Origin of the sequence: Paenibacillus sp. FSL M7-0802, assembly GCF_038004945.1 — a bacterium.
Lineage (GTDB): Bacteria > Bacillota > Bacilli > Paenibacillales > Paenibacillaceae > Paenibacillus > Paenibacillus polymyxa_B.
The window spans coordinates 252467-272820 of sequence record NZ_JBBOSD010000001.1 but is presented as its reverse complement, the minus strand read 5'-3'; the positions used below and the strand labels follow the sequence as shown (position 1 = coordinate 272820).

Sequence of the window (20354 nt, the reverse complement as noted above, 5' to 3'; positions counted from 1 at the left end):
TGCCTCTTTTTTTGTGTATTGTAGAATAAAGTATTGCTTTCCCTTAATAACCGAGTATAATACTTGGTAATAGATTGAGCCATAAGGAGAGAGACCCTATGAAACAGATAAAAACACGCAGTTACCTGCAGGTAGATGACTATCTGGATCTTCTTAATTATGCGAAACAATTGAACGATATAGAGTGGCAACAGGAGCTCAAAGAAGCCCTGCGGCATCAATTGCTGGAGAATGGCAAAGAGACTAAAGATTCTGAGATTAATACGCTGTGGCGGCATTTTGATCAGATTAACGATGAATTGCTGAGGTTGTTTGATCTCTTACGAAATAGTAATAACGCGGCGGATCGAAACTCGTGGAGCGAACAGATTTGGGAGCTAAAGTTAGAACGCATTAAGTTGGAAAAGCAAATTCAAGCGAGTTATGCACATTTTTAAAATAGTAACTTCACCCTAAACATACTATACCCTAGTATTGTTAGCAACAATCATGGCAGCATTAAATAGGTTTTTAGATATAGAAATTTTTAATAACGAAGTGAAGCACTCTGCTTTCTTCGTTTTTTTTGTTTTATCATAGCTACTTTTTTGAGAAGAACAGAGGAGTACGTAGAGGTAATAACGAATAGTTTTATATAGTTAAATTGAATGTTAAACGGAATATAACCGCGACTACGTCTCTGAGGAAACAAAAACCTGGAGGGGGAATGTTATGAGGTTCACACATCTGGAAAAAGCAACAACTGTGCTGTCGGATCATCCGGTACGTCTGAGGTCTGCTTATGCAGTCGGTCCGGTCATGCTCCCGGAAAATTGCGGTGTGGGCAGGGAATGGACAAGTTATTTTGCCCATGAGGAATGGAATTTGGAAAAGGCTTGTGATGAAGAAGGAGTAGAGCTTTCAGCCGGAGGAAAGGCAGCGTGCCGATTATTGACCGAGCTGGACCCTCGGACTGCCGAACTAAATCTAGGTGTTTTTCCGCCTTTGGCCGAACAAGAAAGGCTTTTGCTGGTTTCAAATCTTCGTTGTATGGCTGCACAGGAAGTGATTTTCAGACCCTTTGAAGGAACGGGACAAATTTGGATAGATGGCACACTGGTATATGCGGAATCCGGTCCTTTTCGCTTGTATCTGGAGGAAGGCGATCACACGGTAGTTATCATTGCTGCGTTTATTCCCGAGGAGGCCCGCTCTATTCGTATCAGTGGAAATCAGGTATGCGACGAACCAGATGTGACAGAACTGCAACGTGAATTTGTAGAGCGTAATATACGTTTTCATATGGCTTGGTTAGAGGTTGAGAAAAGTGCTGGCAGGGAGGGTGAAGACAGCCCGATCTTATTTTATTTACTGCGTAAGGATCGGATAGATCTTCCCTTAGATCAAACGTTATGGGTCGAGGTAACGAATGATGAAGGCATGAAGCTGGATCGCTTTCCAGCACATTGGGAGCAGGAGCAAAGCTATGACTGGGACGAGGAAAAGGCCAGGAATACGGGAATGCTGCACTTCACCGTTACATATCGGGATCATGAGGCTGTGGAGCATCATTTTGTGTATTCGGCACTTGTGCGGCCTTTGTCAGTCGTCGTGGAGGGCTTGCAGGAAGAGTATGACCGGTACATTCAAGCCCGCGCTATAGATATTCTTCATTCTGCGCAGAAAATACAAATAGAGGGCCTGCTTGAGGAATTAAAAAGGTTAACGGATTTGCCGGAAGATCCTTTTGAAATCTGGGATTACCGGGTTGTACGTGAATATATCAAGCTATTAAAACAAATCTTCACGTGTGGACATACGGAACAGTCACACTCCCCATCCTTACTTCAAGAAGAACACATCTTTTTGTCTAATGACGGAATTGGGGAAGGATTTTTTGTCTCCCGTTTGGACAATAGTTTGCAACGCTATACCATTCAGCTTCCCAGAAGCTATTCGACTGACCGACAATATCCTCTGATCGTTCTGATGCCAGGCAAGCGATATGAACTGGGCTTGCCGGATTTTCAGAATCGAGGTTTTGGGCAAGGCTGGGAAGAGGAAGCTATATTCGTTACTTTTTCATGCCGTGGTGTAACGTTGGGCAGTTATATTGGAGAAGCTGCTTTTTTGGAGGCGCTGGATGTCATACTGCAAGCGTACCGAGTGGACGAAGAGCGGATCTATCTGACGGGTTATTCGAACGGAGCATATGCGGCCTGGGCGATGGCACAGGCTTATCCTTCTCGGTTTGCGGCTATTGCGGTTATCTCTGGAGCGCCACATCCCAAGCATCTGATAAATCTGTTGAATATGCCAATATTGAATGTATGCGGAGATCAGGATTACTTATTTGCACAAGCATACACAGCCCCTGTAACAGAGCTTCCATCTGATCATTTTAAAGGTGTCGTAGAGCGGCAGTCTAATCACTGGGATACGCATGAGCTGAGACTTCTGGACGGCGTACTGGGTTGGCTTATGCAATGGAAAAGGGATGTCGTACCTCAGCGTATTGCCTATCGGACGGAACGGGGTAGACATAACCGGGCTTACTGGCTGGAACTGACGCGAATGGATGAAAATGAGGAATATGCCGAGTTGTACGGTGAAATGAGTGCCACAGGTGAGTTGGATATTGAGGCAGTTCACGCCGAAGAATTTATCATTCATCTTTCTCAAGAGGTCATGCCCTTGGAATTGGCCCAAGTTCGTATCGGAGCCCGTATTTTCGTGTTGGACTTGCGGGAATACAGCCGCTTTCGCTTTGTTAAAACACACTCACATAAACGTCCCTCACCTGAATACCGTTTGATTGCCGAACGGGAGGAAGAAAGCAGTGAATGCTTTTCAAAAGAATCGGATGCCAAAAAGGAAATTGTGGATTCGAAAAGCGTGGGAAGAAACGTTTTGAGCCATGGTATGGGTGTGCTTGACGTTTATATGGATCGTCTTCACATTGTCCTTCCATCCAGCTATGCTACACCGGAGGAAGAGCAGGCGGTGAGACGGACGGCGAACGCCTTGGCTAGCCCACGAACAGCGACTTGGAATCCGTATATCGGTGTTCATTATCCGGTGGTGTCTTCCAATGATATTACAGAGGAAGCACTGGCTGATAGCAACGTGATATGTGTCACTTCGGGCTTGTCCAGACATGAGCTGCTTCAGAAGCACCAAGCTGATCTGCAAATTACATGTACGGAGGAAGGGTATACATTGGGCGGCGATTTTACGGCAGGCGAGTATTGTCTGTCATATATTCAACCTAGCCCATGGTCTGCAACCCAGCAAATGCTTGTCGTAGCGACCAATTCCCCCCGTATGTTGGGTAAAAACCTATTTATGCGCAGACTGATTATGCCTGGATATTTTAATGGTTTACACCCATATTTGAATAAAGAGATTATTGTGTATGATAGCAAGGGAGTGCGTGCTTTTAACTTTACTTCCATCAGACATGCGCAGCAAAAACTGCAAGGCCAATAAAGAAGACAGCTAATTAGACACGATAATCCTAAAATAAAAAAACGTCCGGAGTTGGGGAGGGGGACTGACCCCTTAGTGAGACAAATCAAAACTCCTTCAAGAGAGCTCAACCATGTCGAGATATGGAAGTAGCCTTGTGCGTCCACTTTATTGACAAAGCTAAAAAATGTGAATATCATCATAAACGTTTTGAATCCTTCTTCTATCCAGGGAAAGGCACATAAAGTGCACAGGAAAAGATTAATCTAGTCATGCAATCTATTAATATTCTTATAAGATATTTTTTTTGATCTATTTAGAGAGCAAATGCTCTCTCTCCGAAGGAGGGAAAACATAATGGAAAATTCATTTGAAAACAAGTCGGTTATTGTAACTGGTTCGAGTAAGGGGATTGGTAAAGGAATCGCCAAAGTCTTTGCTGAAAAGGGAGCTAAAGTAGCCATTATTTCTCGTAACCTAGATGAGGCCGAGATATGCGCTGCCGAAATCAGAGCATCCGGTGGATACGCGCAAGGCTTTAGAGGTGATGTCACGGATCGATCTTCTATGGAAATGATGGCACATTCAGTATCGGTGGCCTTTAGCGGCATTGATGTGTTATGTGCTAACTCAGGTATTGCCCCTATGACTACAATTGAAGAAATGGTTGCTGAAGAATGGGATAGCGTGATGAATACTAATGTGCGTGGAGCTTTATTTTCTGTACAGGCTTGTCTGCCATTCTTAAAAAAAGCTGAATATGGAAGAGTGGTGTTAACATCTTCGATTACGGGGCCGGCGACAGGATTTGTAGGATGGTCGCATTACGGTGCGAGTAAGGCTGCCCAACTCGGTTTTATTCGCAGTGCAGCGCTTGAGTTAGCTCCGTTTGGTATTACAATCAATGCGATCATGCCCGGTAATACAATGACTGAAATGATACAAACCTTCCCAGAATACATTGAAACCATGCTTCCAGCTATTCCATTGAAACGGTTTGGAACCGTTGAAGAAATGGGCCATGCAGCTGCGTTTCTTGCCTCTAAGGAGGCTGGCTTCATCACGGGACAAACAATTATTATCGACGGAGGACAGAGCTTGCCTGAATCTTAATAAAAACAAGTTTGTACCAAGAGGAATAAAATGAATCCTTGAGTAGTCATACCCCTGTCAAGTAGACGAATGAAAAAAGCTAAGCTGCAAGCGCGTGCCGATACTCGATCGGGGCGCGCTTTTTGAGTTTATCCTGAAACCGCTGAGCTTCGCTCCGTCACCAGATTTGAATATCGCTTTTTAAGTAGTCCACCCCTGAGCTATCAAGTAATCTCGTTCTTCTTTGATACTGGAAAAGGAGGAACGTGTACGCCCCTTCATCGGGTTGGATGAACCCTTGCGCCAATCGAGCGGTTCAGCATTTCGAACCTTCTTCACCCAAACTTTGAGTTGGTTAGCCATACGAAAATCCCCTCCAGGTTCACTCATACCCTCATGGTAACACACAAGGTTTTTTTAGAGTGTCTACTTGAAGGGGATGATACCACCCAGGCGATCCTGACGGTTTTTTGCTGCTTTATTGCAGTGGTTTGTCATGGTAATGACGTCATATATAGAAGGGCGTTAGGACAGATCAGTTTTTATACTGCTCCATCAGGTACATGATCTTTACTTCATCGGCCAAATCTCCAAAGGGTTCTAACGGATTCTCTTGAATGATATGATATAAACGCTGGACTCGTTCCTTTGGCAGTTTGCGTACATATCTGGAAATGAAAGCGGCATGGGTGACTACGTAGCGCTTTTTACGGACAGCTGCACTGGCTACGCGGACGAGAATATCTTCGCCCCCTGCCAATTCCAGAATACGGCGCTCATAAAAGACTACGTATCGGAATGTCCGGTCCTTGATCAGCTCACGATTGAGTCTGGCAATCTCTCCGATATATCTGACCATAAGCGGCTCGAAGCTCTTGATCAGGAGAGGATCGAGCGTTAATTCCATGTCTTTGCGGAGAACAAAAGATTGCAGCAGGGCGACCTGCTGGAGCCTTATCCGATCATTGTGAATGAGTACAGCCATCTCACGCAGCATTTCATAGGAGACACGCTCACTGAGCTGCCGCAGGGCAACCGCGTTTTTATGATTAACGTTTAGTCCTTCCTGGATCTGCCCTATACGACCTCTGAACAGACGTATAAGCTGCCTACGCTGTTCATAAGGATAAATACCCTGCTGTAGAAGCACCAAGGGCAGCAGAAAGAACGCACCGACGATACCGCATAGAAACATTTGTTGCTGCGAGTGGCCGAAAAAAACAGTAGCGGCCAGCAATATGACGCCGACGGCAAGGTCTTTACGAAAATAACGTTTGGCTCTAAGTTTGGCATATTGCTCTACAGGAACTAGTGTATCCCGACCACATGATGTACATTTCTCTTCCCAAAGGGCGGTGAATTGTCCACAACGCTTGCAGACTCTTAGCTTTTGGAAGGCGTGCTCTGTGCGGGTAAATGGGCGAAATTGTACAGCTTGTTTGGAACTATTCATTGCGCTCACTTCTCCGGTTCAGCAGTGCCAAAAGCTCGGTGTCGATTTGTGTAATCGACGGGGCGCGTTTTTTATGTATATAGTAAATTAGTGATTTGATGGCGACAAAAAGAAACATAATCGCCAGACATCCGTATGAGATCATAGTGTACTTCCTCTTTCTGCTTGGATTTTTACTTCAATATTTTACATGGGCGGGTTTCGCTACTGTCATTTTTGTCGTATAAAGGAGAAGGCTGGTGCCCGATTGCCCTTGTTGGGGTATAATTATATCATTACTGCAGGATATTGGTAAAATCTCGCGGTATGACAGGCTTTTTGGTTGGATTCAGACCATTTGGGCAGTATTTTCAGCTGGCGTTCATGTAAAACTCATTATAATTTAATAGTAGGGGAGTACAACTGTAATTTAGAATGAGAATTAACCGGCAAAGGGGTACAAGCGATGTTTAGTAGAGACAGAAAATGGTTTTTGGTCATCGGAATCATATGTACAATGATCATGACCTCGATTTTGGCATGGCAGCCACAGATGGCGAATGCCGCTTCGCCCTCTGCTTCTAAGGTGGATGCGGTGCTGGTCGTCGATGTAAGTAATTCAATGAACACCAGTGATCCTGGGAAAATTGGCAATGAAGCCATGAAAATGTTCATTGATATGCTGTCGACGCAAAATGACAAGGTCGGGATTGTAGCGTATACGGATGTCGTACAGCGCGAGAAAGCCTTGCTTAATATTACATCCGAAGCGGATAAGCAGGAACTGAAGACGTTTATTGACGGACTGAACCGGGGGGCGTATACTGACACCTCCGTGGGTGTCAAGGAAGCGATCCGCATTTTGCAAGATGGTAAAACAGCTGGACATGCGCCTATGATCGTCATGTTGGCCGACGGTAACAACGATTTTAATAAGACGACAGGCAGAACCGAAAGCCAATCAGATCAGGATATGGCACAGGCTGTAGCCGAGGCTAAAAATAGCGGCGTTCCGATCTACACCATCGGCTTGAATGCAGATGGGAAGCTGAATAAAAACAAGCTTGCCGACATAGCGCAGCAAACGGGCGGCAAGTCCTTTATTACAAGCTCAGCGGATGACCTGCCGAACATTTTAAGTGAAATTTTCGCCAGCAATTTGAAGTTGAAAGTGGTGCCTTTGCAGTCCATTACGGCAAACGGCGACTATCAGGATGTAACGGTAACCGTACCGAATGATAGTGTGCTGGAGGCTAACATTTCGATCATGTCCTCGAAACCGGTGGATGCGAGACTGATAGACCCGTCGGGTAACACCAAGCCGATTCCTTCGAGCGATGTGCTGCTGTCCAAGTCCAAAAGCTACTCGCTGATTAAACTGCTCAAGCCTGTGGCTGGTGACTGGAAGCTCCAAGTCAAGGGAGTCCAGCAGGATCAGATTGATATTAATCTGGTGTTTAACTACGATCTGGAGCTGAAAATGGACGCACCGTCCGCCAAATCATACAAAAAAGGCGATGCAGTTCAAATTCGTTCCTACCTGACGAGCAATAGCCAGCAGCTTCAGGATCAGGAATTGTATGCGAATATGAATGCTGTTCTGAAGGTCAAGGATCTGGATTCCGGTACAACGAATGAGGTGCCGTTAACCAATGCAGGGGATTCTTTTACCGGTAGCTATACGATTCCAGATGAGCATGACTACGAACTAACCGTTAGAGCAGAGGAGAAGAGCTTCTACCGTGAAACACAGCCTGTAACCATCAGTGCTAAAGCAGGGGCGACGAGCGGTACGAATACAGGCACAACGCAGCCAACAACACCTGCTGAAAAGTCCAAGCTAATGCCACTCATTCTTTTAGGGCTGGGGCTGCTCATTCTGCTGGTTGCCGCATATTTCATCTGGAAGGCTGTCAAAAAGGCCAACCGTGGCTTTGTCGGTCAAATCGTACTGGAAATCCGGGATGAGAACACTGGCGAAAAAACGTATCCACAATACAAGAAGCTGAACACCTTCCGGGGCAAATTTAATCTGCACCAGTTGCTGCAACTGGCACCGGAATTTGCTGGAACCGACAAGGTCGTGTTCACACCAGCCAATCAGGATCGTATCATTGTGCGCAGTACCCCCGAGATTACGATTGAGAAATCCGGACGGGCTGTAGACACAGGCAACGGTCTTGAACTCAAAAACGGTGATCGTCTGACCATCCCGTTAGCCAGTGTGGACAAAACCATTTTACTGGAATTTATTTCAGTAAACAGCTAAACGAACCCTTAGGAGGTCATATCTATGAAACCAGTAGTTAGAGAGCATATCCAACAATTAGACGTATCACTCGGCGGGGGGATCGTAAGCGATAAGATCAGAGTTGATACTATTGATAATCCTATTTTAATTATCGGACTCGGAGGCACGGGAATTGATGCCCTTCTCCGCTTGAAATATCAAATTAACCGCAGATTCAAGCTTCCAGCAGATCCGATCTCCAAGAAAAAGAGCGATAAACCGGACAATGTGGAATTTCTCGCTTTTGAAACGAATGAACAAGACCGCAACAAAAAATACAAGGGGATTGGTTTGGACCCCATCAATGAGTTTGTACTGCTATCCAATGCGGAAATCGGCGGATTGCTGCAAAACCGCAGCATTCTTGAGCCGTACATTACCGATTGGCTGTCTCCAGAGCTGAGCATTACCGATGGTATGAATGGGGCGGCAGGGGTACGTCAGGCAGGACGATTGCTGTTGTTCACCAAAATCAATCAGGTCGTACAAAGCATTGACAAAAAAATCAAAACCTTGTCTGAAGGCACCAACAAGAAGCTTATGGTGTTCCTGCTGTCCGGTTTGTCCGGCGGTACAGGAAGCGGTACTTTCCTCGATATCTCATATATCGTCCGAGGAATTATTGAGCGTGACTATGGCTCTGCAGGTGTAGACCGTGTAAATACATTAGGTTATCTGTTTACACCGGATATTAATTTAGCGAACAAAAGCCTGAGCGAGCATACACGTGAATATATTAAAAAGAACGGCTATGCTGCACTGAAAGAGCTGGACTATTGGATGAATGTAGACAGCCGTGGTGAACGCTTTAAACAGCAGTACGGAAATATTTTGACCGTGAACTCGCCGCTTCCGCCGTTTAATCTGTGTCATCTCATTTCGGCCACGAATACGGAAGGCAAGCTGTTGGAAAATGCTTATGATTACTGCATGAATGTCACCGCCGAGAACATCACCAACTTTATGGCGAGTGAGGAAAAACAGTCAGGTGAAGAGTTTGCCATTCATGACTATATCAGCAATATCCGTACCAACATCGCACAAATGAATAAGGCCTATCCGGCAAACTACGATTACAATATTATCGGGGCTTCCTCGGCGGTACTGCCAATGGAGGAAATGACGACATATCTGGCCTATCGAATGTTTGGCAAAATGTCCAAAATGTTTGAGCAATCGCCAAATCAAGAGGATGTAGAGAAGTTTGCCCGCAAGCTGGGCGTGGATCTGGATAGCATGATCAAAAACTTTGAATCCCGTGTACCTGAGCCGCTTCCGGGCTTTGAAAACAGTGAACGGTTGAGTTATAGCAATGTTGTTAAAATGCAAGTTGTCAATATGGACACCGAGCTGGAGCAAACGTTCCTGACGCGTGCCCGCGAAGAGTATATCAAAGCGAAGAAACAGCTTCCTGGCGAAATTACAGGACAGTTTACGGACCAAATCCGCCGGATGTTTCTGCATCCTGAGCAAGGGCCGTTTTATGTATCCCGCATGATTTATACTGAAAAAGGATTTAGCTTGCTGAAAATGCTGCTGTCATATGTTGAGACGTTGCGTGAATCACTGCACCGTATTCCAACGGACATTGAATGGGCGCGTGAGCAGGCGAACGAAAAGCTGGGCGATGCCAAGAGCGCGTTTGTGTCCAAGGATAAAAAGAAAAATGCGTACATTGAAGCGAAAATTAACGAATATTGGCTGCGGGCTGATGTGGAACGTACAGAGCAGCTCATTGAATTTTATGAAGACCTGTATGACCTGTTGAACAAGGAAAATAGCCGCATTTATAATGTATTTACTGAAATTTTGAACGCATTGAGCGCAATTTTCGAGAAGAATGGCGATCTGCTGATTAACGGCGAGGAACAGTCCGATCACAAAGGTAATAAAACGTACTATTGGAATCTGGTAAGTGTACCGGATATTTCTGAAGTTGTGACCAAGCTGCTGGACAACCGCAACGGTGATGATTTGATTCGTGATTTTGCCCAAGAATTGCTCGAAAATTCAGATCAATGGGTGAAGGATCAGGATATGGACATCATCAGCTCAATCTCCAATTTCTTGACTGATAAGTTCGGTGATCTCATTACCCGTTCCATGGAGGATTTCCTCGTCATGAAATACGGGCAAGATGAAGCCATTGAAAAATTTGTGGAGCGCTACATTGCGAGTAAACTGGATGAGGAAGCTGTACCTGTGTTCCATCTGAGCAATAGCTCTGGCAACTTGTACTTCCCATCATGGGGATTCGTTTCAGTACCTGTACAGTCGCCTAATATCCTGAAAGGCGTTCGCAATTATCAAAATAATGCAATTGGCAAATCACATTTTACTATTAAAGAGAGTGAAGTTCGTAACCGGATTTTCTGGCTCAATACGCGTAATGGTGTTCCTCTGTTTGTATATACGCCGCTCAAAGTGTATGAAGAAAGCTATGAAAAAACGATTCTTGACCGCGAAGGTATTGGCCGTCATCTGGTGCAAACAGGTCAGAACAATTGGACTAATCTGCCGTCGCCGATTCCTGAAAAGTCATGGGGCGAAACTTACGTCAATTCGCGTGTGCAAGCTTACAATGCCCGCATTCGTAATGATTTTGACCGTGCCAAGTCACTTGGCGTGATTCGGGAAAAGGATGTCGATCAGAATACGAGCAGCCGCTTCACTGTAATCCGTTCACATGCGCTAGATCTGAATGCGATGCTGGCAGGCTACGATATGCGCTTGCAGGAATCCAAGCCGAATTTGGGTGAGGTGAAAAGAGCATGGTCTGAGTTGAAACGTCTGCTGGCTGAAGGGCTGGAGCAGGCCGGAAGCAAGGACATCTTTGGCAGCATCAATGAAGAGATGGCGAAGGAAAACCTGATCCGTTCACCAGAATTAACACAGGTGGTTCGTGAAGAACTGGCGAAATATACACAAATTGAAGCGAAAGCTGCTGAATTGGAAGCTTTGCTGGGCAAATATCAGGATGAAGAAAAATGGCTGGATCAGTTCATTCAGGCACTCTATACGGACACGATTACGAAAAAGGGTGCTTTGTACGTCTATGATCGCGACGAAGAGGAAGAGGCTTGGGAGCCATTTGCCAATGTCATGAAGAGCCGTAATTATGTGGAGTTTGAAGTGTTTACAAACTTCCGTGGTTTGGAAGAAAAGAAATTTGCTGCTCTAATGCGCAAGGCGGATCGCCGTGATGCTGTATTGACTTCATCTGAGGATATTACACCATTGCTGGCGAAGCTGGATGAACTGGCTGCAACTTACACTGAGGCCCGCAATCAATTGGAATATGAAAAGGTGGAGCTGGCTAACGGAGCGGAACTTTATGCATTCTATGCTCAAATGGCTGGAAAATTAAACGACATCCGCAGAAAGTTGAAGTAAAGTATGAGAGAACAGCTGTTACGTTATGCGGCTGACTATGCAGCCGCAGAGGACCAATTAATCGGAAGCGGGGATGGACGCAGTAGCATCCATTTCCCGTCCGTGTTTCTTTTTATCGGTGATCGCATGAACCCAGTGATGAACACCATTGCAGATATCAACCGGACCAAGTGGGATAACAGCACGGGAGTAACGTATATTCAGATCCGCTCGCAGGAAGAACATGCGGCTGTAGATCGTTCGGTGGATGCTATTGTTCATACGATAGCGGTACCGGAGGAAAGTGGCCACCAAACGATACGCCGTGACTTGCACCAGGCTTTTTATACACATGAATCGCAGCTAATTGAGCTTAACACCGCGTTGCGCCGGGCTAGTGGACATCTGGCAGATTACGGTCGGTTGTATTCTTCGTTCGAGCGTGTCCATTTGTCGATTTTGACGACAGCGGATGACCCCATGAACGTATTAATCCCTGAAATTACGCTGTTGGCGGAGTATATTTTTGCGCAGTCTTTTAAATCGGTACAAATGGATCTGTATGTGTTGGTGAATGAAAGCGATCAGGCTGTCCAATTCGGCTACAGTAGTGCAACGTCCGTGGCTTTCATGCGGGAGCTGGACTATATCCAGAGTCCAGAGTATACGTTTACGGCACCGCTTCATATGACCGAGGACAAATTGACCATTCCAGTATCCCATGCTCCATCACCGTTGTTCGATCTCGTCTATGTGCTGTCCGACAAGAACGAACGCGGCGTAACGGTGCCGAATAGCCTGCGAGAAAGCTGTGACATCATTTGCCACATTCAGCTTCTTAAAAACCGCTATCAGGCAGGAGATTCCTATCGGTCACAGGATGGGGGATACAACAATACATCGTTTAAAAACAACATCATGACGGAATCCGGGCGGCAGGGTTATGTGTCGGCTGGATTTTCCCGAGTCAACCGCCCTAACCAGTCAATCGCACTCACGGTGCTGTATCACTTTTATGTAAAGCTGCTAGAGCGTATGAGAACAGAGCAGGAGTGGGACATACGCGATAAGCTGAATTATTTTGGTTTAGATGCTGCTGAGCGCGGTCGCACGCGAAATGATCTCGTTCCTGGTAATGAGGCGATCACGGACATGAGCGCACTGATGACCAGCGGAGCCAGCTACGGCTCCTTGAAGCGAATGACATTACGTGAGGCGGAGGAAGCCTTGTTCGGTCAGGGCTGCGAAGCCTTTTTCCGCGATAACTGTGAACGGATTGTACACAAACGGTTGGGAGACTTTCAGGCGGAATCAGGTTTGCAGATGGCTGTGGGTGCAGCTTCCAAGGAATATCCTGAAATCGGCTTATTCGAGTTGACAGACTGGACGGATGAAAATAAAACAGGAAATGTGCTTACGGCCATTCGGGGGCTGATTCGGGATACGTCCAATGACTTGCAGATTAGTACCGCTGAACTGGACACCCTGTATAGCGGTCAGGTGGAGGACCAGCCTTTTCAACGACTGCCACTCATGGATAAGCATAATGTGCGCAGCTTGATTCGTTACCTGACCGAGACGGTTTACGGGCACAAACTGCACATGCTGCGAATTCAAGCCGATTTGGAGCTGCTTCGTCGCTATGAACTGGCACTAGAAAAATGGCATGCACAGGCGAAGCATATTACAGTACAGCTTTCCAGCCTGGAGCGTGAACTGCATCAAGCTGCAACGGATAGTATTCGGCAGGCTGATAGTTACACAGGTCAAAACCTGTTCGAGTATTACGAGCGTGTGACGGAGGATGTCATGCGTGAGCTGGAGAGCAAGCGGGGAAAATCTATATTCTTTGATACCCGGCATATGGGGCCTGTATCCGGATTGCTGGACGGGGGCCTGTCCGCATTGGTGGATCGACTTACGCAGACCTGTCGAACCTTGATTCTCAGTTCACAGCCGTTTAATCAGACCTTCGAAGAAGAATTATTGCGGCGTGCCAATGTAGCTGCTGCATATGAAAATCGGCTGGTCGTTCCGAAGGATGAGCTGTTTAAGAAACTGTATCAAACGTTAGAGGAACATGGTGGAATTAACGTACGTTTGCTCGACTATACCCATGAGCATCGGTATGAAGAAAAGTACTTCTTTGGTGACTACGAAGGCGAATTTCTTCCTTATGCGATGGATGTGGACATTACTTCGCGTATTTACAAGCTGGGTTTTGTACATGAGCGTCGCAGCAGCGGGGTGGAAAAGCTGCATTTGATGGGCGGCTTCCATCTGGAGGATCTGATGGTTTACCGCAACGGCAAAACGTATTATGAGACATATACTGCGAATGGTTTCGTGTTTCACGGAATCGACGTGGACCGGTTGCCGGAATTGCGGTAGCCACATATTAATCCTACTTTAATGATGGAAGGAAGCAACGATTCTTATGAAGCAACGTAAATTTAACGTTCTCCTATTACTGTTCGGCTTGTTGGGTGCTGTAGTAGGCTTCATCTTGGGAGAGCTTATTCTTCACAAATTGATAGGGCACTGGCCGCATATCGTCGTGATTGGGCTGTATTTTGGCATCATGGCACTGTGCATTGGCCTAGGTTGTCTGATTGGCGAACTAATTTCGCCACAGTTAAATGGGCATTCATGGCGGCAGCGCTACTCCGGGTTATCCTGGAAGTTACTGGTGCCTGCTACACTAGTGATGTTGTTCGTGGCAGGTCTGCTATTGGAGTTGGGCTATCAGGTTAACCCTGAAGGGCGCAAGAGCGTACAGAACCTCGTGCTTGTGATTGATAATTCCGGGAGTATGCAGCAAACAGATCCCGATAATGAGCGCCTAACGGCTGCCAAGAGTCTGATTGGCCAAATGGATGGAGACAAGCGGGTAGCCATTGTTTCATTTGAATCTGCTGCGCAGTTGGTTCAGCCATTTACTCCCATTGGCACAGATGCAGAGAAGCAAGCGGTTTATTCCAAAATCGATAGTATGCAGACTATAATGTCAGGCGGTACAGAGATCGGGCTTGCTTTGGACGAGACGATCAAAGAGATTGAAACCCAAGGTAATGCAGAAAAAGGTTCTCTCGTTATCATGCTCTCTGATGGCTTTAGCGATCTGGATACCCAGACAGCATTGGCTCCTTATATCGCCCGCCAGATTCCGATTAATACGATCGGGCTGAAACTGGCAGAGTCGGATGGTATAGCCTTATTGCAAAATATTGCTGACCTGACGGGCGGAACTTATTCTAATGTAGCCAATGCCCAAGGACTTACTCAGGCGTTCGGAAAAATATATAACAAAATCGGTGATCGCACACTGGTAACGGAGCGGACAGGTGAGTATGCCGACAGTCTGTATTTTGCCATTTATCGCGTAACGGCGCTGGTCATTATCGGCGCTTTATTGGGATTGGCTCTTGGGCTGATGTTCGATAACCGTTTTCTCGCACGGAATTTTGCGATTGGAGGAGTCCCGGCAGGCTTGCTCGCTGGTTTTATTTTGGAAAAGGGACTATCTGGCTCGCCTATAGGCGACTTGATGATTCGTTTGGTGGCAGCGCTCGTACTGGCAGCCCTTATTGCTGTCTTTTCGCTTGTTCTGCCGATTGCGGAAAATACTCGCCGATCTTCCGGTGGAGGAAGTCAGGGTGCGCCATCAGGACGCCGGAGAGGGGCACCGGAAGCCCCGACGCGCAATCGACGCAGCAGTGGATTTTAGAACGGGAGGCTGGAACTTATGCAGTATAGGGAAGCACAGCCCGGTGATCCTATTATTTCGGAGCTGAGCCACAAAATTGATGACAACCGGGTTGTGTTACGCTGGCAGTGGCCTGAGGGCGCAGCCGTGGTATATATTGCGAAACAATCAGCCGATGCAGGTGTGAATGGGCAAAATGAAGGTGAAGTTTTACCGCCTTTTTCAAGCCTAAAACTTTTTACACGCGAGGAGTATAAGGCTGCTGGCAGCTATCGTGACCGAATTGAAGGCATTGGACGCGTGCGGTATATCGTATATCCAGCTGTTCGGGAGGATGGAGACACTTACGTGATCCGTCAGCAAGACGGAGCCAACCAACTGGAGTTGAGCACGGGGAGGGCTAAAATCAGATATGCAGTTCACCATAAAAAAAGCTGGTTTCGCAGCCGCAAAACCGTCCAGATTCAGGTGACAGCCGAAGTTCCTGTCCCGCAAGAGGCGCTTTGCTACGTGAAGAAGCGCGGGGGTTATCCAGCAGACCGGGACGATGGAACCTTGTATCCGTTCACGGCACCTTTTGCCGCGGGACGGAATGTTTTACCCGCTGTTGAAGTGGGGGGAGATGAATATGTGCGGCTGTTTTTTACGGATGGCCAGAAATATGGCACGGTATATGAATTAGTCCCTGAATGAAAGGAGGCCGCAACCGATGAGTTTTCTTAGCAATTTATTCAGAAGAAAGCCACAGGCAGCGCCAAGGCCGTTATTTTATGATATTGTGTGCCCTTATTGCTTTAGTAAATTTTCCCCGGAGGAAGTGGTATTCCGTGCTTCTCATCACCGTGAAGATGACGAGGACTACGCTTTGGGTGAAGATGAGCTGTTGAACAAATATCGGGAGCGTTTTGGTTTGGACAGTGTGCATGATATGGAGGCGATTTTGCATCCCCATGATGTCCCTGAGGAACATCGATTGTATTCTGATCATGTACTGACAGGACTGACGGACCGTTATGGCGAGCTGACGCGTCACCGACTGTGCCCGCACTGCCATAACGAACTGCCCGTGACCGCGGGTAAGGTGCCTAGCAATATCATTTCGATCATTGGAGCTTCGCAGGCGGGGAAATCTGTTTATATGACCTCACTGATTCACACGTTGCAGCATGTTACGGCCGATCATTTTGACGCGGCTTGCATGCCGCTCAATGCAGAGATCAGCCGAAAGTTCCGCACCATGTATGAGGAACCCCTATTTGAACGAGGGGATCTGCTTACATCGACACAAAAAGAAAAGATGCAGGAGCCTTTTATCTTCCAGTTTGTATTTAAGGATGAGGAAAAGCCGCCACTGACGCTGGTATTTTTTGATGTCGCCGGTGAGGGAATGGTAGATCAGGACTATCTGGGACTGCATGGACAGCATATTAAGAATTCTGCAGGTATTCTCTTTATGGTCGATCCACTGCAAATCCGCTCTATTCGGGAGCGCATTAAGATTAACCTTGGCGATAAGCCGGGTGAATGGGTCTCGCAATACGATGAACCGCGTGATGTCGTACTTACGATGTTCGGTGATTTTATCGCTTATCAGGAAAAAGGGAAAACGGATATTCCGACCGCTGTCGTCCTGACCAAAAGTGATATGCTTACTGCGTTGGCAGATGAAGAAGGCACATACATCAAGACGAACAGCAATATTTTTAATCCGATGGAGCATCGCAAATATATGGATTTGGATGAGTTCGCGAACATTGATGGCGAAGTTCGACGCTTCATCGAAAAGGTGGATAAGCCGTTCAAGGGCACGATGGATGTATATTTTACGGATACGGCCTATTTCGCAGTTTCCGCGCTGGGTAGCAATCCGGTGGAGCAAAAGCTGCAAGGGTTGGTTAGTCCGATCCGTGTGGATGAGCCATTCATTTGGCTGCTTTATAAGTTGAAGTACATTGAGGGGAGAGAATCACAGTGAGTTATTCTACCTCTCATTTAATACAACAGCAGATGTACACACGGGAACGGCGTGGTATTTTCCGTTCTACGGAAGGCTTCGATACAGTGGCTAATTCCAAAGGATTGGATGCTTCTTTTATTAAAAAGGTGCTCCATCCCTTATGTGTATATGATGCGCCTGCTGCTTTGACGGCGCGTGGTGAGAAACAGGAAAGCGTCTATCCGGAAGCTATACATCTGGTACGGACGGAGTCCGGGGATGTAGTGCTTGGCCGCAGTATTTATAAGGCCGCGGATTTTACTGGGCTGCGGAGCGCCTTTTTCACGCACAACTATGTGATTCCAGCCGGACATGGTGAATCTCCGTCTGACTATAAGCAGTGGCTGAACACATCCTTTGTTGATACCTATGATATTGAGCAGGGAACGGATTTGCCGGAATTGGAGCGTCTACCGGGTGGAAGTGTATTTCCGGCTGTTGACCCGTCTACAGTGCTGACTCAATTACAGCTGAGCGAAGAAGTGTTCAAACAGCTTTTATACGCAGTCATGATGTCCGCAGCAGGTCGCAAAAAGGTATATGTAGCGCTGAATGTTCCTGTAGAAGCGGTCGGATCTTCAGCCAAGCAGCTACTGGGTGTGCTGTATGCGGCACTGCCTTATGCATTTCGTAACAGACTCGGATTTCTTACATATGCACAGGAACCGAACAGCAGAAAAGGCATTCACTTGATGTTCGTTGAGCCTTTTAGTTTGCGTCCCGGTGATCGGAATGTGGAAAAGGACTTTGTATTTGACCTGTCTAACCATAGTCGAATACTTAATGTGGATGCAGAGCAGGTGAGACAGCCGTATTTTGACTGGATTGTTCGTACGTTGCTGAATGGTGAGACGCCGGACGATTTCTTCAAATTTGCCGAGCAAATGCTGACAGGTATGGAGGCCGGGCGTGATTTGACGCCATCCAGCTATCATGAGCTCATTACGTTGTACAGAATTGAGCAGGGAGAGCGGGCATTATACAACGAACAACGAATCGCTGTGTTACGAAGCTTGACTGATTATTTATCGCCACCCGATGCGCTGCCACGTAAAATGAGGCTGAATGATCTGTTTCTGTCGTTTTTTGATCATGAATTTGATCGGGTGAAGGATGGATATATTCCAGACGTAGGTCTGGTCGATAGTTTCAAGGACTATTATAAAGTTCATGCACGCAGCAGCGAAAATCGGTTGGTGGAATATTTAATCCGTTCGCTAAACAATGCTTATACTGCCAGAAATACGGAAGCAGTTACGTATATTTATCATACGATTGAAGAAAATCCATCATTAGGCAAGGCATATTTTACGAAAGTGTTGGGTAATCCAGCACTTACAAAAATGCTGTTCATTCCCTACATGGACAGTCAGATGAAAAGAACACCGGATGCCAAGGGACTGCTGGCTGTTGTGCACGAATGGGGCAGTCGGTATATCGAAGTGTCGGCGAATGTAGATTTTCAGCTTTTGGCAGAATCTGCGCTGATGGGCAGACTGCGTGCCGAAAGAAAACCAGTAGAGGCTGTGGCTGCCATTCACCAACGCTTGCGTCAATGGGACAGCAGCTCTGCCGTAGGCAAACTGTCCCCGCTGGAGCAATCTGGATTGACAGAGCGCTTGCAGGAAGCGTCGGATCGGTATTTACTTACCGAAGTAGAGCTAAAAGAAATATCACCCGATCAGGTCGTACAGATTCCCTTTTTCACACGGCCCGATTTGGTGCAGTGGGTTGGAAAGCTGCCTGCTCCTCTCAAGGGACAAGCAGTGCGATTGATTGCGGCTTACGATTGGTTTAATACGGAGGAACCGGAACCGGCGGTGCTGGACGGCCTGGAGCCTGGCGAAGTAGAAAAGGTACAGGATTGGGCTTATGGCTGGCTGCCCCAGCAGCTTGCGGAAGGCCATTTTGCCCGTCTGTTGCCTGCTTTCTATCGTTCTGACGGGCCGGGAGAAGGAATATTGGACTTCGCTCGCCTAGTCGGTTCGATCCGCAAATGGGCGAAGGATAACGATACGATGTACCGTTTTATCCGATGGTCAGAGGAACACCCCGAGTTTGCTACTCCACGTGGCGGTTTCGAACCGGCGTATCGACGTGCGCTACTTCTATTCTTCCAAAAGGAAGGACGAGAGGGATTGCACAAAAAAACGCTGTGGCGTCAATATTTTGAACCTGCAAAGCCTGCTTTTAAAAATTTCTATTTGGCAGCAAAGCGGGAGACGGACACGCCGTTGGTCAAAACACTTCGTCGTTTCCGTAAAGGTGGGGTGATTTCCGGGATTGTGCTGATTGTCATTGCAGGTACGCTAGGTGGCCTTAAAGCAACCGGGGTGATCGGATCTGGTGACACACCTGCGCCTGTTGCTGCCCCGAAGCCTGTACAACAGCCTGTAGAGCCTACAGTGCCCGTAAAAGAGGAGCCTACGGCCATAGTGACACATGTGCCTAATACCAAGTCCACTACGAAAATGGTCAAGCTGCTATTTGCGTTTCAGACATCGACAGAGCAGGCAGAATTTAAGCCGAAGAAGCTCGTCATTGTCGGGGCGGATCAACAGGAGCACTTATACGAAAATTTTACGCTTGCTGAACAGAACGACAAGGAAGCAGCCATTAAAGCGAACAATGATACATCCAGTGACGTAAACATTGGGAATCCCACTACAAAAAGCACGACAGCAGATGGACAATCCACGGACAGTGGTTCCACAGCTCGTGGTGGTACATCCAGCGGAAAAAGCGGCGATCAGTCTGGAACAGTGACAGACAATACGGACGGAGGCTCGACTTCAGAGATTTCTACTGAGGGTAGTGGTAATGGAACCAACACAGACACTGACGCACCATCGGAGTATGATCTGAAGAAGTATCCTTATCGTACGCTGTTGACCATTTGGCAACGGCTGGAGCTGAATGATGCTAGTACGGTTACCGTTGATGGAGAAGAATATCCGCTAGTTCAAGTGAAAACTGCAGACTAAGCAATCATAAAACAGAAATGAATGATGAATGAAGT

At 46.9% G+C, this 20354-nt stretch carries 13 protein-coding genes; 10 read left to right on the top strand and 3 right to left on the bottom strand.

The genetic code is table 11. The annotated features are described in order from the left end of the window. Positions 1-98 precede the first annotated feature (98 nt). The 3 genes from MHB54_RS01540 to fabG all read left to right on the top strand — a co-directional run bounded on the left by MHB54_RS01540 (position 99) and on the right by fabG (position 4560). Positions 99-437 (top strand): hypothetical protein, encoded by a 339-nt coding sequence (locus MHB54_RS01540; RefSeq protein ID WP_023988379.1) that lies wholly within the window; start codon positions 99-101, stop codon positions 435-437. A 274-nt stretch (positions 438-711) separates the two neighbouring features. Further along, positions 712-3468, top strand: a complete 2757-nt coding sequence (locus tag MHB54_RS01535) for a PHB depolymerase family esterase (protein ID WP_340981358.1) — start codon at positions 712-714, stop codon at positions 3466-3468. Positions 3469-3804: 336 nt separating this feature from the next. Further along, entirely contained in the window at positions 3805-4560 is a 756-nt protein-coding gene (fabG, locus tag MHB54_RS01530) for a 3-oxoacyl-ACP reductase FabG (RefSeq protein WP_068940776.1), read from the top strand. Between the two features lie 180 nt (positions 4561-4740). Here the strand turns inward: fabG and MHB54_RS01525 are convergent, their stop codons facing one another. The 3 genes from MHB54_RS01525 to MHB54_RS01515 all read right to left on the bottom strand — a co-directional run bounded on the left by MHB54_RS01525 (position 4741) and on the right by MHB54_RS01515 (position 6137). Next, positions 4741-4902, bottom strand: coding sequence for a hypothetical protein (locus tag MHB54_RS01525; protein WP_256026366.1), 162 nt, complete (start codon positions 4900-4902; stop codon positions 4741-4743). Between the two features lie 172 nt (positions 4903-5074). Beyond that, positions 5075-5992: a hypothetical protein gene (locus tag MHB54_RS01520; RefSeq protein ID WP_023988384.1), complete on the bottom strand. Its 918-nt coding sequence runs from the start codon at positions 5990-5992 to the stop codon at positions 5075-5077. Further along, positions 5985-6137 (bottom strand): hypothetical protein, encoded by a 153-nt coding sequence (locus MHB54_RS01515; protein WP_023988385.1) that lies wholly within the window; start codon positions 6135-6137, stop codon positions 5985-5987. Before MHB54_RS01515 ends, MHB54_RS01520 begins: the two co-directional genes overlap by 8 nt. 300 nt (positions 6138-6437) lie before the next feature. On the opposite strand from MHB54_RS01515, the gene MHB54_RS01510 reads away from it, so the two are divergent. From MHB54_RS01510 to MHB54_RS01480, 7 genes are read left to right on the top strand one after another with little or no spacing between them, the layout of a single operon-like run. Then, positions 6438-8240, top strand: a complete 1803-nt coding sequence (locus MHB54_RS01510) for a vWA domain-containing protein (RefSeq protein WP_023988386.1) — start codon at positions 6438-6440, stop codon at positions 8238-8240. A 24-nt stretch (positions 8241-8264) separates the two neighbouring features. Then, the gene (locus tag MHB54_RS01505; RefSeq protein ID WP_025724187.1) at positions 8265-11654 is read left to right on the top strand and encodes a tubulin-like doman-containing protein; all 3390 of its coding nucleotides are present in this window, start codon (positions 8265-8267) and stop codon (positions 11652-11654) included. 3 nt (positions 11655-11657) lie between these two features. After that, positions 11658-14024 (top strand): transcription initiation factor TFIID, encoded by a 2367-nt coding sequence (locus MHB54_RS01500; RefSeq protein WP_264453849.1) that lies wholly within the window; start codon positions 11658-11660, stop codon positions 14022-14024. A 46-nt stretch (positions 14025-14070) separates the two neighbouring features. Next, positions 14071-15360, top strand: coding sequence for a vWA domain-containing protein (locus MHB54_RS01495; protein ID WP_340981357.1), 1290 nt, complete (start codon positions 14071-14073; stop codon positions 15358-15360). 18 nt (positions 15361-15378) lie between these two features. Next, positions 15379-16032 (top strand): beta-mannanase, encoded by a 654-nt coding sequence (locus MHB54_RS01490; protein ID WP_071558813.1) that lies wholly within the window; start codon positions 15379-15381, stop codon positions 16030-16032. A 16-nt stretch (positions 16033-16048) separates the two neighbouring features. Beyond that, positions 16049-17314: a TRAFAC clade GTPase domain-containing protein gene (locus MHB54_RS01485; RefSeq protein WP_023988391.1), complete on the top strand. Its 1266-nt coding sequence runs from the start codon at positions 16049-16051 to the stop codon at positions 17312-17314. Then, positions 17311-20319, top strand: a complete 3009-nt coding sequence (locus tag MHB54_RS01480; protein WP_264453847.1) for a GAP1-N2 domain-containing protein — start codon at positions 17311-17313, stop codon at positions 20317-20319. Before MHB54_RS01485 ends, MHB54_RS01480 begins: the two co-directional genes overlap by 4 nt. The last annotated feature ends 35 nt before the right edge of the window (positions 20320-20354 follow it).